At 58.0% G+C, this 15,122-nt stretch carries 16 protein-coding genes; 9 read left to right on the top strand and 7 right to left on the bottom strand.

Translation table 11 applies throughout. The features are described from left to right. Positions 1-13: 13 nt before the first annotated feature. Positions 14-391, bottom strand: a complete 378-nt coding sequence (locus HLUCCO03_RS09440; protein WP_027830798.1) for a hypothetical protein — start codon at positions 389-391, stop codon at positions 14-16. Between the two features lie 187 nt (positions 392-578). Continuing rightward, on the bottom strand, positions 579-3,314 hold the full coding sequence (gene polA / locus HLUCCO03_RS09435) for a DNA polymerase I (protein ID WP_027830799.1): 2,736 nt from the start codon (positions 3,312-3,314) through the stop codon (positions 579-581). Positions 3,315-3,443: 129 nt separating this feature from the next. Between polA and HLUCCO03_RS09430 the strand changes: the two genes are divergently transcribed. Further along, the gene (locus HLUCCO03_RS09430) at positions 3,444-3,779 is read left to right on the top strand and encodes a DUF2782 domain-containing protein (protein WP_027830800.1); all 336 of its coding nucleotides are present in this window, start codon (positions 3,444-3,446) and stop codon (positions 3,777-3,779) included. A gap of 4 nt (positions 3,780-3,783) precedes the next feature. On the opposite strand, the gene HLUCCO03_RS09425 is transcribed toward HLUCCO03_RS09430, so the two are convergent. Next, positions 3,784-4,275: a fibronectin type III domain-containing protein gene (locus tag HLUCCO03_RS09425; RefSeq protein WP_051603763.1), complete on the bottom strand. Its 492-nt coding sequence runs from the start codon at positions 4,273-4,275 to the stop codon at positions 3,784-3,786. A gap of 328 nt (positions 4,276-4,603) precedes the next feature. On the opposite strand from HLUCCO03_RS09425, the gene HLUCCO03_RS09420 reads away from it, so the two are divergent. Further along, a complete protein-coding gene (locus HLUCCO03_RS09420; protein WP_027830802.1) occupies positions 4,604-5,026 on the top strand; it encodes a hypothetical protein in 423 nt (140 codons plus the stop codon). A gap of 88 nt (positions 5,027-5,114) precedes the next feature. Here the strand turns inward: HLUCCO03_RS09420 and HLUCCO03_RS09415 are convergent, their stop codons facing one another. Both HLUCCO03_RS09415 and pyrE read right to left on the bottom strand, forming a co-directional pair. Beyond that, complete coding sequence (locus tag HLUCCO03_RS09415; protein ID WP_036197239.1) at positions 5,115-5,765, bottom strand: DUF4124 domain-containing protein; 651 nt, start codon at positions 5,763-5,765, stop codon at positions 5,115-5,117. 79 nt (positions 5,766-5,844) lie between these two features. Continuing rightward, the gene (gene pyrE / locus HLUCCO03_RS09410) at positions 5,845-6,483 is read right to left on the bottom strand and encodes an orotate phosphoribosyltransferase (protein ID WP_027830804.1); all 639 of its coding nucleotides are present in this window, start codon (positions 6,481-6,483) and stop codon (positions 5,845-5,847) included. An 81-nt stretch (positions 6,484-6,564) separates the two neighbouring features. On the opposite strand from pyrE, the gene HLUCCO03_RS09405 reads away from it, so the two are divergent. Next, entirely contained in the window at positions 6,565-7,371 is an 807-nt protein-coding gene (locus tag HLUCCO03_RS09405) for an exodeoxyribonuclease III (protein ID WP_027830805.1), read from the top strand. 175 nt (positions 7,372-7,546) lie between these two features. Here the strand turns inward: HLUCCO03_RS09405 and rph are convergent, their stop codons facing one another. Continuing rightward, positions 7,547-8,263, bottom strand: coding sequence for a ribonuclease PH (gene rph, locus HLUCCO03_RS09400; RefSeq protein WP_027830806.1), 717 nt, complete (start codon positions 8,261-8,263; stop codon positions 7,547-7,549). Between the two features lie 162 nt (positions 8,264-8,425). Between rph and HLUCCO03_RS09395 the strand changes: the two genes are divergently transcribed. From HLUCCO03_RS09395 to HLUCCO03_RS09375, 5 genes are all read left to right on the top strand, one after another. Further along, positions 8,426-9,292 carry a YicC/YloC family endoribonuclease gene (locus tag HLUCCO03_RS09395; RefSeq protein WP_027830807.1) on the top strand — a complete coding sequence of 289 codons (867 nt, stop codon included), beginning with the start codon at positions 8,426-8,428 and terminating at the stop codon, positions 9,290-9,292. 116 nt (positions 9,293-9,408) lie between these two features. Next, the gene (gmk, locus tag HLUCCO03_RS09390; protein WP_027830808.1) at positions 9,409-10,038 is read left to right on the top strand and encodes a guanylate kinase; all 630 of its coding nucleotides are present in this window, start codon (positions 9,409-9,411) and stop codon (positions 10,036-10,038) included. A 91-nt stretch (positions 10,039-10,129) separates the two neighbouring features. Continuing rightward, positions 10,130-10,342, top strand: a complete 213-nt coding sequence (rpoZ, locus tag HLUCCO03_RS09385) for a DNA-directed RNA polymerase subunit omega (protein ID WP_027830809.1) — start codon at positions 10,130-10,132, stop codon at positions 10,340-10,342. 165 nt (positions 10,343-10,507) lie between these two features. Beyond that, positions 10,508-12,655 (top strand): RelA/SpoT family protein, encoded by a 2,148-nt coding sequence (locus HLUCCO03_RS09380; RefSeq protein ID WP_027830810.1) that lies wholly within the window; start codon positions 10,508-10,510, stop codon positions 12,653-12,655. Between the two features lie 104 nt (positions 12,656-12,759). Next, positions 12,760-13,146 (top strand): RidA family protein, encoded by a 387-nt coding sequence (locus HLUCCO03_RS09375; RefSeq protein ID WP_027830811.1) that lies wholly within the window; start codon positions 12,760-12,762, stop codon positions 13,144-13,146. A 49-nt stretch (positions 13,147-13,195) separates the two neighbouring features. On the opposite strand, the gene HLUCCO03_RS09370 is transcribed toward HLUCCO03_RS09375, so the two are convergent. Further along, positions 13,196-14,065, bottom strand: a complete 870-nt coding sequence (locus HLUCCO03_RS09370; protein WP_027830812.1) for an NAD-dependent epimerase/dehydratase family protein — start codon at positions 14,063-14,065, stop codon at positions 13,196-13,198. An 89-nt stretch (positions 14,066-14,154) separates the two neighbouring features. Between HLUCCO03_RS09370 and HLUCCO03_RS09365 the strand changes: the two genes are divergently transcribed. Next, a complete protein-coding gene (locus HLUCCO03_RS09365) occupies positions 14,155-15,114 on the top strand; it encodes a hydrogen peroxide-inducible genes activator (RefSeq protein ID WP_027830813.1) in 960 nt (319 codons plus the stop codon). Positions 15,115-15,122: the final 8 nt, after the last annotated feature.

Here is a 15,122-nt window from a genome sequence, read left to right as displayed (position 1 = left end):
CCGGGTACAGCGGTCAGCCGACGACCTGGCCACGATAGATCCGCTTGGATCTTTGTGGCCGGGATGCGTCCCCCTCAGCGTCAGTTTCCCCGACAACTTTCCTTTCCTCCGCGATAACCTGCCCGCGGTTGTTCCGTTTGACGCCTTCCTCGTCCTCTGCCGGTTCGGCGATTTTCAGGTGTGGTACCTGTTCGGTCAGTGTGTCCCAGGTTCGGGTCAGCTGGCTCGACCGCGTCTTGCGGGCGTAGTCGGCCAGTTGTTGCTCCAGGTGCTCTTCGGTGAGATGCAGCTTGACGCCAAATTCAGTGTGAATCAGGCGCCGGCATTGGTGGACCAGCTTCAGCAGGCCAGGGTCCAGTAGCCAGCTTCTTTGAGATGCCAGGAATGTCATGGTAACGGCCTCGGAAAAGATGTGTCACAACCTGGCACCTGCCCGGGTGGGCGGGTGCCGACAATCCTTATCCAAGCGAATTTCGTGCCGTATCGTGAAGGGTCGTGGTTGTGCGTCTTTCGACGCAGCAAGTGTTCGGAAACGGGGCATTTTGATGTGAATTGCCCCATTATGGCCCCGGGTCGGGCTAGTGCGCTTCGTCCCAGTTATTGCCAACACCGGCTTCCACCAACAGTGGAGCATCAAGCTTGGCCGCTGCGGACATGCGCTTTTCAAGGCCTTCGCGGATCTTGTCGACGGCTGACTCCTGCACCTCCAGGATCAGTTCGTCATGCACCTGCAGGATCATTCGGGCCTCTTCCGGGTGCTTGTCCAGCAGCCAGTTTTCCACGCTGACCATGGCCCGTTTGATGATGTCTGCTGCTGTTCCCTGCATGGGGGCATTGATGGCCGTGCGCTCCGCAGCCTGCTGCATCTGCTTGTTGCGGGCGTTGATTTCCGGCAGATAAAGGCGGCGACCGTAGAGGGTTTCAACATAACCGTCGTCGTGGGCCTGCTTGCGGATGTTGTCCATATACCTGAGTACACCGGGGTAACGCTCGAAGTAACGGTCGATGTACTCCTGGGCCTGGTTGCGGCCTACATCCAGCTGGCGGGCCAGGCCGAATGCCGACATGCCATAAATGAGCCCGAAATTGATGGCCTTGGCACTGCGGCGCTGGTCGCCGGACACGTCCTCAACGGCAACACCAAAGACTTCCGCAGCGGTTGCCCGGTGAATGTCCTCGCCTTTCTCGAATGCCGTCAGCAGGCCCTTGTCGCCGGACAGATGGGCCATGATCCGAAGTTCGATCTGGGAGTAGTCCGCTGCCACCAGTTTGTAGCCGTCCGGCGCCACAAATGCCTGGCGGATGCGCCGCCCCTGTTCGGTGCGGATGGGGATATTCTGCAGGTTGGGCTCTGAAGACGACAGCCGGCCGGTTGCTGTTACCGCCTGATGGTAAGAGGTGTGAATCCGGCCGGTGCGGTGATGAATCAGTTCCGGCAGGGTGTCGGTGTAGGTGGATTTGAGTTTGCTCAGGCTGCGGTGCTCCAGGATCAGCCGGGGCAGGGCGTGTTCGTGGGCCAGCTCCTGCAATACCGGTTCCGCTGTGGAGGGCGCTCCTTTGGGTGTTTTCTTCACCACCGGCAGCCCCATCTTGTCGTAGAAAATCGCCTGAAGCTGTTTCGGGGAACCCAGGTTGAAGGTTTCGCCCGCCTCTTCGTGAGCTTCCTTTTCGAGCTCCGCCATGCGTTCCGCCAGTTCCTGGCTGTGCTTGCGGAGGGTGCTGGCGCTGATCATCGCGCCCCGTTGCTCCATCCGCGACAGTACCGGCACCAGTGGCAGGTCAATATTCTCATACACTTCCCGCAGGCGGCCGGTCTTTTCCAGTTGGGGGCGCAGTATCTGATGCAGGCGCAGGGTGACATCGGCGTCTTCGGCGGCGTAGGGGCCTGCCTGTTCAAGGTCAATCTGGTTGAAGGTCAGTTGCTTGGCGCCTTTGCCGGCGATGGACTCGAACGTGGTGGTCTGTTCGCCCAGGTACTGCATGGCCAGGGAATCCATGTCATGGCGTGAAGCGACTGAATTGAGTACATAGGACTCCAGCATGGTGTCCTCGGCAATCCCTTCCAGTTCGATGCCATGGTTGGCCAGTACGTTCTTGTCGTACTTGAGATTCTGCCCGAGCTTGGCCTTTTCCGGGTTTTCCAGCAGCGGCTTCAGTTGCTCCAGTACCTTGCCCCGGTCCAGTTGTTCCGGCGCGCCCATGTAATCGTGTGCCAGGGGCACGTAGGCGGCCTCACCCGGCTCGACGGCAAACGAGACTCCGACGATCTCCGCATCCATATAGCGCAGGCTCGTGGTTTCGGTATCGAAGGCAAACAGGGGCGCCTTGTCGAGCCGTTCAAGCCAGTTATCCAGTTCTTTCTGGTCGGTGACGATGGAGTACTTCTTTTCTTTCGGAGTGGGCGAGCCGCTGTTGTTATTGCCCTGGCTCTGGTTGTCGGAGGATGTGTTGTCCTCATTCTCCAGTTCTGCAATCCACGACCGGAGCTCATATTCCCGGAACAGCTCCAGGAGTTTGTCGTCGTCCTGGCTTCGGAGTTTGAGGTCTTCCAGCCCGAATTCCAGGTCCACATCGGTTTTGATGGTGGCCAGTTCCCGGCTCAGGGGCAGAGTTTCCCGGGCCTCCCGCAGGTACTCGCCAATCTTGCCCTTGACCTCGTCCGCGTGCTCGATAATCTCATCAAGGTTGCCCCAGGTCTGCAGCCATTTAACCGCGGTTTTGGGGCCGCATTTGTTCACCCCGGGAATGTTATCCACCTTGTCGCCCACCAGTGCCAGGTAATCGACGATCTGTTCCGGTGCAATGCCGAACTTCTCCACCACGCCGTCACGGTCCATGCGGGTGTCGGTCATGGTGTTGATCAGGGTGACGTGGTCGCTGACCAGTTGCGCCATGTCCTTATCACCGGTGGACACCACCACGTCGATGCCCTTGCTGGTGGCTTCGTCCGCCAGAGTGCCGATGACATCGTCGGCTTCCACGCCGCTGACAATCAACAGGGGCAGGCCCATGGCGCGAACCATGTCGTGGATCGGCTGGATCTGCACGGCCAGGTCGTCGGGCATTGGCGGGCGGGTTGCCTTATAGTCTTCGTAAAGGTCGTTGCGGAAAGTCTTGCCCTTGGCGTCAAACACCACCACCATTTTTGAGCCGGGGAAGTCCTGCTCCAGCTTCCGGATCATGCTGATAACGCCCTTGATGGCGCCGGTGGGATGCCCCTTGCTGGTCGTCAGTGGTGGCAGGGCGTGATAGGCACGAAAAAGGTAAGACGAGCCGTCTACAAGAACCACGGGCGGAGTCTGCTGTTGTGTCATATCAAAACGGATCCGGATTCTGATTGAAGCGTTGAATGGCTTGTGCAACCCTGACTATACAGAGCCATTGAATGGCCGTGTCGGGGCGGTTTAGAGCGTCCTTAAACAGAATGGAAGAGTAACATGAAAATGAAACGTATCGCCTGCCCGGGTCTTGTGTTGGGTGTGATGTGCATGCCGGTGATGGCACAGGAAAACACGGACGACAATGATGTTGTCGAGACGCCCCGGGAACCTCTGGTGGTATCCGATTATCAGCCATCTTCGGACGGCCCCCAGATTGTTATACGCCCGGGTGACGACGAAGTGTTCTACGAGTATCGGGTGAATGGCCAGCTTATGGAGATCAAGGTGGTGCCGGAAGTGGGGCCCGAGTATTACCTCGTGCCTGCAGACGGTGGTGGGTGGATCCGCGAGGACGAAACCGACATGCTGGTGCCCAGCTGGGTTATCTTCCGCTGGTAACCTGTCAGATCAGATCAACCATCACCGCGTCTGATCGTCGGCTTTCAAGGCCGCTATCGTCCAGCGTGGTAATGCTGAACTCATAGGCGCCCGGGGGAAAATCTGCCAGAGGATATTCCGTACCGGCATCGCCGGGCAGCGGAATAAACTTGTATTTGTCCTCGTGGCGCAGTCGGTAATAAATGCGGTAGCCGCTGATGTCGTCAGAATGCAGGCGGGAGCCATCCTCCCTGGTCAGCGGCGCCTCCCAGCGCAACGTCGGGGCAGTGGCAAGGGCCTGTCTGGCGGATCCCGACTGCCCCAGGGTGTCGCGGAAGGAAGAAACGGCATTGTTCAGTCGTTGTGCAGACACTTCATTGGCCTGGCCAGATGCTGCCCGTGTTGCCCCGGAGTCTTCCTGGCAACCGGCCAGTCCAAGAAGGAACAGTGCAAATACAGATAATTTCCAGAGCCGTATCAGGCCCGCAGTCCATTGCCTGGGTCTTTTACGTAGCATGGTTCTCTCGCAATCCGGTTGTCAGCGCAACCTCGGGTTTTGTCACAGTTTGCAATACGGCAGAAGCGAGGCCTGAATAAAACAGGGAGACGGGCTACACATTTCAGGGCGCAGATTATGCGCAATCTGAGAAAATCATCAAGTGAGTCATCCGCAAAACAGGACATGGGCCCCGATTGCCAGAAACATTAAAGGGATTCAGGGTTTAGTATGATCATTCTAATTTTTCACCGTAGTCTTACCCATGTAATCACAAGTCGGTACAGATTCGCTGGCCGTCACGATGCAACTTTTAATGTAATGCATCCATAACCTAAGGAGATCCATCATGGGTAAACTCAAGAGCTATCAGGAACAACTGCAGGACATCGTAGAGAAGGGCATCAATGCTGCTGAAGAGCAGCAGAAGAAGCTGTCTTCCAAGCCTTTCGAATACGCTGAAAAGCTTGAGTCAGAAGCGCGCGAATACAGCGTCAAGAATCTGCGTACCCGTTATTACGGCTACAGCGAAAACCTGTTCGAGCAGCTGCGCACCCTGAACAGCCGTTTCGGCAACTTCGCTGCAGATCTGGTCGCCAAGCTGGAGAAAGAAGCTGCTGAAGGTGCCGACGCGGTTTCCGAAGCTGCCGATGAGGTGTCCGACGCTGCCCAGTCAGCCAAGAAGACCGTAGAGGCGAAGAAGCCCGCAGCCCGCAAGACCACTGCTCGCAAGAGCACCAGCACTGCCAAGAAGGCTTCTGCTACTGCCTGATTTGCAGGCCGAAGTTTTCTGAACGAGAAAGGTCACCCGTTGAGGTGACCTTTTTCGTATATGGATGCTGGCTGCTGGATAGCTCGGTTTATTGTCTGTCTGCTTCGTCGGGATCCAGGGGCACGGTTCTTTCCTTGTCCGTTATCACTTCAAGACGTTCAATATCCTTCTCGAACTGTTCCCTTAATACCTTGATGTCGGCATTTTGCGAATTGATTTCCCGCTCGATATCCCGAATCTGGGACTCCAGCCGCTGTATTTTCTCAAGAGTCGCTTCCGGGATGTCACGGCCGGAGCGTTCCAGGTTTGCTGCCCGGCTCTGCTCGTTGTCCAACTGACTGTCGATAACCGAAATATTGCCCCGTTTTAGCTGGTTCAGCCCCTGCAATTCGCGGATTTTCCGGTGCATGGCGCGCACAGCCTCATCCGGGTGGCTGAAGCGCTCCAGAAGCTTGCGGTCAAGCTCCATTTGCCGTTCTTCTTCGGCCTTGCGCTGCTCCTCCGCTTCCCTGGCGGCGATCTCCTCTTCCGTGGGTTCCGGGTCGACGGTTTCGATAACACGGCCGTTCTTGCCCAGAATATCGTAGCCACGCTTTGACGCTTCCTGGGGAATGGTGTTGCTGATCACAACCTGGCCGTTTTCATCCGTGTAACGGTACGTTCTCGCTTCTGCGATTGTAGCCACTGCCAACGCGGCCACAGCAGATACAGCGATTGAAAACCTGGTCAGACGGTTCATGGTGAAAAATTGGCGCTCCACTAATAACAAGTTGTGTCAGGAAGCATAACAAAAGCTGGACGAGAAACCATGCCCGGTTTCAGACACCATACTCATCCCGGTATGCAGCGACTTGCCGGGCGTGCTGGTCGAAACCGGGCCTGTTCCGGAGGTAGTCGAGCACCTGGTCCAGTGTGATAATGCTGACGACCGGGATATCGAATTCCTTCTTGACCTCCTGGATTGCCGAAAGTTCGCCCGCGCCACGTTCCTGGCGGTCAAGTGCAATCAGAACCCCCGCCGGTTCTGCGCCTTCTCCGCGGATGATCCCGATCGACTCCCGTATCGCGGTTCCGGCGGTGATAACGTCGTCGACGATCAGCACCTTGCCTTGCAGTGGCGCGCCGACAATATTGCCGCCCTCGCCGTGCTCTTTCTTTTCCTTGCGGTTGAAAGCAAAGGGTTTGTTGGAGCCCTCGGAGGCAAGTGCCATGGCTGTGACCGTTGCCAACGGTATGCCCTTATAGGCAGGCCCGAAAATAATGTCATAATTCAGCCCGCTGCGTTGAAGTGCAGCGGCATAAGCCTTGCTTAACTCAACAAGGTCCTCCCCGGTATTGAACAGCCCGGCATTGAAGAAGTAGGGGCTGGTACGGCCGGATTTGAGCGTAAATTCGCCGAATCGAAGAACATTACGGCGGATGGCAAATTCAATGAACTGTTGCTGATAGTCGTGCATGACAGGGCTTCTGGCGGGTGTGGATCTTTAATTAACTCGTAAAACCGGTATCATACACTCAAACCGAATCAGGAAACACGTATGCGGGTAGTAACAATCAGCGTCAACGGTCTGGCCCAGGCTGTTGAAAAAGGTTTCTTTGAATGGCTGGCCAGGCAAGACGCTGACGTGGTCTGCGTTCAGGACCACCGCATGCGGGCCTACGAGATCGAGGACTACAACCTCATTCCGGAAGGCTACGAGGCCTATTTCATTGACGGCGAGCGCAATGAGGATGGCGGTGTCGGTATCTACACCCGCCATTTTCCCAAAGCCATCATGTACGGTTTCGCCAACGAGCAGGCCGACCGTGAGGGCCGGTTCATCCAGGCGGATTTCGACAAGGTGTCCGTTGCCTGTGTTCTGGCGCCCTGCGCCCTGGGCCGTGAGGAAGAGCTGACTGGTGAAGACGACCTGACCGTGCTCGACCACAAGGACGACTTCATGGAAGCCTTCGGCCTCCATATGCAGAAAACCCTGCGCAAACGCCGCCAGTTCATCTTCTGCGCCAACCTGCAGACGGCTCACCACGTAACCGACGCCAGCCCGCTTTACCACAAGCTGGATTTCTCGGGCTTCCTGCCCCACGAAAGGGCATGGCTTGACCGCCTGTTTGACGAAATGGGCTGTGTTGATGCGTTTCGCGATATCAACAAGCAGAGCAACCAGTACACCTGGTGGCCGGAACAGGCCGAGGGTTCCCGCAGGAATGCCGGTATCCGGGTGGATTACCAGTTACTGACACCGGGTATTCGCAAGACCATCCGCGATGGCTGGATTGATGACAGCACCCGGTTCTCGGATCACGCGCCGGTAATCATGGATTACGATATAGAAATCGGTCAGTAAACTGCGGAGTTAGCGGTCTCGGGGAGATGGGCCATCCATGGCCGGAGACGGTCCGGGAAGGCCCATCTCCCCAAGCCCGCCCAGAAATCAAAGCTAGCCTCCAACCGTAGGTCGGATTTACCCGTGAAGGGCATAAAAGCCAAAGGCGTAATCCGACAAGCCAGCTTTCGGATTACTATGCTTCCAGAGCCGCCTTCTGGGCCTCAAACAACTGATTGATCCCCAGCTTCGCCAGCCTCAGCATGCCATCGAGCTCTTCCTGCTCGAAAGGCGCACCCTCGGCAGTCCCCTGGATCTCGATGAAACCACCCTGGTCCGTCATGATCACGTTCATATCGGTCTCGGCTTCGGAGTCTTCGGGGTAATCCAGGTCCAGCACCGGCGTGCCTTTGTAAACACCCACGGAAAACGCCGCCACCATCTGCTTCAGTGGCGATTTCTTCAGGCGTCCTTCTTTCACCAGATGGTTCAGCGCATCAACCAGCGCCACGCAGCCGCCGGTGATGGCTGCCGTGCGGGTACCACCATCTGCCTGGATCACGTCACAGTCGATGGTAATCGAGTGCTCGCCCAGTGCACTGAGGTCGACCGCTGCACGCAGGGAGCGGCCGATCAGGCGCTGGATTTCCACGGTGCGGCCACCCTGTTTGCCGCGGGCGGCTTCCCGGCCCATGCGGCTGCCGGTGGAGCGGGGCAGCATGCCGTATTCTGCGGTGATCCAGCCCTTGCCTTCACCGCGAAGGAAAGGCGGAACCTTGTTTTCAACCGAGGCAGTGCAGATCACCCTGGTGTCGCCAAATTCCACCAGCACAGATCCTTCGGCGTGGCGGGTATAGTGGCGTGTGATGCGAATATCCCGGGATTGTTCCGGCGTTCTTCCGCTCGGTCTCATAGTCATTCCTGGTATCAGTAGTGAGTGTCCGGGGTAGTGTCCCGGTCGATTGCAATATCGAAAGATTGCGGAGTATAACACGCAGTCAGCGGCCTCTGTTCGATGTTCAGGCGGTGGGCCTGCTAGACTTGAGGATTGGCATCTTCCAAACGCGGAGTCACCATGATCAGAAGTATGACGGCCTTTGCACGCCAGGATACCCAGGAGGACTGGGGTACGCTCACCTGCGAGATACGCACGGTAAACCATCGCTACCTGGAGCCCTCCTTCCGGCTGCCCGAGGCGCTGCGTGAACTGGAGAACAGTTTCCGCGAACAGCTTCGCAAACAATTGCGTCGTGGCAAGGTGGATGTGGCCATGCGGCTGCAGGCGACAGACGCCGCGTCCCAGGGGTTCGAGATTAATGAAGATGTGGCCCATGCGGTCAACGAGGCGGCCAATCACATCAACAAGATGCTCGACAACCCGGCACATATCAGTGCCCTGGACATCCTCCGGTGGCCGGGTGTGCTGGCCTCCACCGAGCAGGATTACGGGCCTGCCCGCAAGGCGGCGAGTGAATTGTTCGAGCGCACCGTGAGTGAGCTGGTCACCGTGAGAGAGCGGGAAGGTGAGCGGCTGCGCCCCCTGTTTGAAGACCGTTTGGCCACCATGGGTAAACTGGTTGCCGAGGTGCGGGAGCGGATGCCGGAGCTGATTCGCGCCCAGGAAGAGCACCTGAAGAGTCGCTTTGAACAGGCGAAGGTAGAGATTGATCCGGACCGTATAGCCCAGGAAATGGTGATGCTGGCCCAGAAAAGCGACGTGGCGGAAGAGCTGGAGCGGCTTGATGCCCATATTACCGAGGTTTCTGAGACCCTTCAGGGCGATGAAGCTATCGGCCGCCGGCTGGATTTCCTGATGCAGGAGCTCAATCGTGAGGCCAACACCCTCAGCAGCAAAAGTATCGATGCCCGGGTAACCCGGGCCGCCGTTGACCTGAAAGTGCTCATCGAGCAGATGCGGGAGCAGGTACAGAACCTCGAGTAAAAGCCGTATAATCTCGCGCTTGCCAGTGTCCTGTCTGGTCCGGACGGGACACCAGTGTTGTGCTGGCCGGGATGTTCCGCCAGTTGAAATCTGTAAACTCCGGAGTTGATTGCCCCATGAGCCAGGAATCAGAACAAGGCACGCTGTATGTGATTTCCGCCCCCTCCGGCGCTGGTAAAACCAGCCTGGTGGCGGAAATGCTCAGGCAGGACGGGAAACTGTGTGTTTCCGTGTCCCACACAACGCGGCCCACGCGTGCGGGGGAAAAGAATGGTGTGAACTACCACTTTGTCAGCCGCGATGAGTTCGAGGCGATGATTGCCCGGGGCGAGTTTCTGGAGCACGCGGATGTTTTCGGCAATTACTACGGTACCTCCCAGGTGTGGGTGGAACAGACACTGGCCATGGGCCGGGATGTAATACTGGAAATTGACTGGCAGGGAGCTGAGCAGATCCGCCGCCTGATGCCTGGCTGCGTCAGTATTTTCATCGTGCCGCCTTCATCGGAAGCCTTGAAAGAACGGCTTACCGGGCGCGGTACCGATGCCCCCGAGGTGGTCGAGCGGCGCCTGAAAGAAGCAACGGATGAGTGCACCCATGCGGTGGAGTTCGATTACCTGGTGGTCAACGACGATTTCGAGACCGCCCTTGGTGACCTGCTGTCGATTGTCCGCAGCCAGCGGTTGCGAATGCAGACCCAGCAGGTGCGGCATGCGGGTTTGCTGGCCAGGCTGTCCACCGTTTGATCCGGGTGTATTGCCTGTATACAAATTGAACCAGTGGGATTAAACTACGCGGTCTGCTGAAATCAGTCATTTTGCTATTGTCGGGGAAGTTATGGCACGAGTTACTGTTGAAGATTGCCTTGAAAACGTTGATAACCGGTTCCAGCTGGTTATGCTGGCCACCAAGCGCGCCCGCCAGATTGCAACCAAGGGCTTCGAGCCGCTGGTTGCCGAAGAGAACGATAAGCCAACCGTTATCGCTTTGCGCGAAATCGCCGAAGGCAAGATTACCCGTGATCTCCTCACCGAGGACGATGACGAGTAAGGTGTGAGGCGGGAATATTTTCTGCTAACCCGTCGAAAGCATTGAAATCTGGCCTTTCGGTTTTATAGTGTATCTATAGGCATTACCGGAAGACCCTCGGAAGGACCCGAATGCGTGCATTCGGGTTTTTTTATCCCTGAAATTCAGTCTACCCACGGAGGCGCGGTGTCGGCAGAGGCAACGGTTGATGTGCTGGCCAGTGAACTCAGCACCTATCTCGATACCAATCGCATCAATCAGGTGCGAAGAGCCTACTATTATGCCGAACAAGCCCACGAAGGGCAGATGCGCAAAAGCGGTGACCGCTACATCACCCATCCTCTGGCGGTTGCCCGTATCCTTGCCGGCCTGAAGCTGGATCACCAGAGCCTGATGGCGGCCATGCTCCACGATGTGATTGAAGACACCGGCATTCCCAAGGATGCACTGGCGGAGCAGTTTGGTGAAGATGTGGCCGAGCTGGTGGATGGAGTCAGCAAGCTGACCCAGATCGAATTCCGTTCCCGTGCCGAGGCCCAGGCTGAAAACTTCCAGAAAATGACCCTGGCCATGGCGCGGGATATCCGCGTGATACTGGTCAAGCTGGCGGACCGGCTCCACAACATGCGCACCCTGGGGCCCATGCCCTACGAAAAGCGCCAGCGTATTGCCAACGAAACCCTCGATATCTACGCGCCCATTGCCAACCGCCTGGGTATGCACTCCATCTGTACCGAGCTGGAAGACCTGGGGTTCGCATCGCTTTACCCGATGCGCTCGAAATACATTTCCAAGGCGGTGGCAAAGCTGCGGGGCAGCCACCGGGAAATTATTGATGATATCCGCGGCAAGTTGCAGGAGAAACTGGAAGAGCGTGGTTTGCCGGGGCGGATTCTGGGCCGGGAAAAGCACCTGAACAGCATCTATAACAAGATGAAGTTCAAGCAGAAGTCCTTCCATGAAATCATGGATGTGTACGCCTTCCGGATCATTACCGACACCGAGGACGACTGCTACCGCATCCTCGGGGCGGTGCACAGCCTTTACAAGCCATTGCCGGGCCGATTCAAGGACTACATTGCCATGCCCAAGGCCAATGGCTACCAGTCCCTGCATACCACGCTCTTCGGCATGCATGTGAATATTGAAATCCAGATCCGCACCGAGGAGATGGAGCACATCGCCAACAACGGCATCGCGGCCCACTGGATGTACAAGAACGAGCCGTCCAGTGTCACCAGCGTGAATCAGTCGCGGGTAGACCGCTGGGTGAAGGGCCTGATGGAAATGCGGGAGCGGGCAGACGATTCCCTGGAATTCATTGAACACGTGAAGGTGGATCTGTTCCCGGACGAGATCTATGTGTTCACCCCCAAGGGCAAGATCATGGAATTGCCCAGCGGGGCCACACCGGTGGACTTCGCCTATGCCATCCATACCGACATCGGTAATGCCTGCGTTGCCTGCCGTATCAACCGCAACCTGGGCTCCCTGAGCCAACCCCTGCAGAGCGGCCAGACCGTTGAAATCATTACCGCACCCGGGGCTCGCCCCAATCCCGCCTGGCTCAGCTTCGTGGTTACCGGCAAGGCCCGCAGCAGCATTCGCCACGTGCTCAAGAACCAGAAGCGGGCTGAATCCCTGGATCTGGGCAAAACCCTGCTCAAGAAATCCCTCAAGGGCTTCGGAACCAGCCTGTCGAAGATCAGTGAACAGCAGATCCAGGCCGTTGTTACCCACAACCAGGTCGAAAGTTTTGATGATCTGGTCAGTGACATCGGGCTGGGCAATCGTATGGCCTACCTGGTGGCCAGGCAACTGGTCAGCGGCAGCGCTGAAGGTGATGGTCCGGAAGACGCCTCGGCTTCCGCCATGGACAAGACGGATAACAGCCCGGTGACAATCCGGGGCACCGAGGGCCTGCTGGTTCGTTTTGCCAGCTGTTGCAAGCCTATCCCCGGGGACCCGGTGGTGGGGACCATGGACTCCGGAAAAGGCATGGTTATCCACTCGGATACCTGCTCCCGCTTGCCGGAAGACGACGAGGGCCGGGCGCGCCTGACGCACCTGAAGTGGGCCAAGGACATTACCAACGAGTTTTCCGTTGAACTCCGGGTCGAGCTGGAACGCCAGCGCGGGGTCATTGCCGAACTGGCCAATGCCGTGGCCATGGCGGATGGCAACATTGAACGCATCAATGTGGAAGAACAGAATGCCAAGCTGGGTATTGTCAGCCTTGTGGTGCACGTAAACGGGCGCCGGCATCTGGCAAGGGTCATGCGACGCATCAGGAATATTCGCGCTGTGACCCATATCAACCGCGTAAGGCACTGAGAAAAAGGCTGGTCCGGCCGGCTTTCATTCCGACGTTTGCCGTGTTGACAAGCTGGCCGCCCAGGAGTGACGATTGGCGTTTTGCAAAAGAGGGCCCCAAGGTCATGACCAATAAATCTGTAATCCAGACCGAGAATGCGCCGCAGGCAATCGGTACCTACTCCCAGGCCGTCAAAGCCGGCGACACCGTCTACATCTCCGGGCAGATTCCGCTGGTGCCGGAGACCATGGAGGTAGTGGCGGGAGACTTTGCCGCCAAGACCCGCCAGGTGTTCGAAAACCTGAAGGCCGTTTGTGAGGCCAGCGGTGGCGAGCTCAAGGACATCGTCAAGGTCAATATCTACATGACAGACCTGAGCAATTTCGCCACGGTCAACGAGATCATGGCCACCTATTTCCAGGAGCCGTACCCGGCCCGGGCCGCCGTTGGCGTCGCTGCCCTGCCCAAGGGTGTTCCGGTGGAGATGGAAGCAGTTATGGTGCTGAGCTGACCAGAGCATCAGCTGAAAACATTGAGGCGGCTTCCTGTGGGCCGCCTTTTTACGTTCTACGGGCGATCAGTTCCCGGTAGCCCGCCCTGAAATCCGGATAACGGAACCGGAAACCGGACGCCAGCAGGCGTTTATTGCTGCAACGCTTGCTGCCTGCGCGGCCACCCCTGCGGGCATCGGGCGCAGGGTCTGCACACGGCAGCTGCTCTCTCACCCAGGCAACCACTTCGTCCAGTCGTACCGGCTCGCAGTCGCTGGCGAGGTAGCAGGACTCCAGAGGCTTCCCTTCCAGTGCCTGATTCACCAGATGACACACGGTCGCCACGGCATCCTCCTCGTGAATCCGGTTGCTGAAGGGGGCAGGAGCCGAAGGGGCCATGCGGCCGATAATCACGGCATCCAGAAACTGCTGGCGAGAAGGGCCGTAAATGCCGCTGAACCTGATGGCCGTTGCCGGGTGGCCACTGTTCAGCGCGGTCTGCTCGCCTTCCAGGACCATCTGGCCACTGAAGCGGGCAGGCTCGGTCGGGCTGGTTTCATCAACCAGGGAATCGTCATTCTGGGCATAGACACTGCTGCTGCTGATAAAGAACAGGCGTTTCAGGGACTGTGTGCCAAGGGCAGCCACAAGATTCTCCAGGCCATGGACGTAGGCGTTACGGTAACCCTCCTTGTCATAGCTGGATGGCGTGAGGCAATAGATGACGATATCCAGGTCACCCGGCAGCACCGATTCAATCTGCTTGCGGTCCAGCAGGTCGGCGCCCAGTGGATGGACGCCCCGGGGAATCCGGTCCGGATTGCGGCGCATACCGAATACCTCGGCCTGCCCGGATAGCATCTGAGCGATGGCGCCACCGAGCTTTCCGCAGCCGGCGACCAGAATGCGTGGGGTTTGCTTGTGTTCAGTGATTGCCATAGGCAATATCAATCCTTATGCTTTGGGTAATAAATTAACAGGGCGTTATGGCACGCCCCTGGCTGGACGACATCTGACCGGAGCCCACCATGACTCTTACCGAGTTAAGATACGTTGTTACCCTCGCACGGGAAAGGCATTTTGGCCGCGCCGCCGAGCGCTGCCATGTCAGTCAGCCCACGCTCAGTGTGGCGGTCAAGAAACTGGAAGACGAGCTGGGAATCCCTCTGTTCGAGCGCAGCAAGAACAGTATCCGTGTGACCGAGACCGGTAAACGGATCATCGAGCAGGCGCAGCGGGTTCTGGACCAGGTGGGTGTTATCCGCGACATGGCGCAGGATGGCAAGAACCAGCTCAATGCACCGCTGAAAGTCGGGGCTATCTATACCATCGGGCCCTACCTGTTCCCGCATCTGCTGCCCGAACTGCGCCGTGCTGCGCCGGACATGCCTCTTTATATCGAGGAAAACTACACCGCCACCCTGCGCCAGAAACTGCGCCAGTCCGAGCTTGATGCCATCATCATCGCGCTGCCTTTCGAGGAGCCGGAGGTGGTGACCCTGCCACTGTACGACGAGCCCTTCGTGGTACTTCTGCCAGGGGGGCATCCGCTGACCGAGCGGGATACCCTGACCGCGGAGGAGCTGGCCCAGGAACAGTTGCTGTTGCTGGGCCCCGGCCACTGTTTCCGTGACCAGGTGCTGGAATCCTGCCCGCCACTGGTGGATGCAGTCACCCGTAATCCCAGTGCCGCGGCTCCCTCACTGGTGACCGAAGGCAGCTCACTGGAAACCATTCGCCACATGGTGGCGTCCGGGCTTGGCATTACCGTTTTGCCGCTTTCCGCCGCAACCGCCATGCAGTACGACGAGAGTATCCTGGCGGTCCGCCCGTTCGCGGCGCCGGTGCCTTTCAGAACCGTTGCCCTGGCCTGGCGTGTGACATTCCCGCGGCCCAAGGCGATTGACGTGCTGTCCCTGGCTGCCAGTCAGTGCCGGGTGATCGAGAAAGCGAAGATTGAAACCCCGGCTGCCGCCGCTACCGCCTGAGCCAGGAT

The sequence above is a fragment of the Marinobacter sp. HL-58 genome (assembly GCF_001314605.1).
Taxonomy (GTDB): domain Bacteria; phylum Pseudomonadota; class Gammaproteobacteria; order Pseudomonadales; family Oleiphilaceae; genus Marinobacter.
Note: the sequence above shows the minus strand (reverse complement) of the source record. Positions and strands in the feature narration are given on the sequence as shown.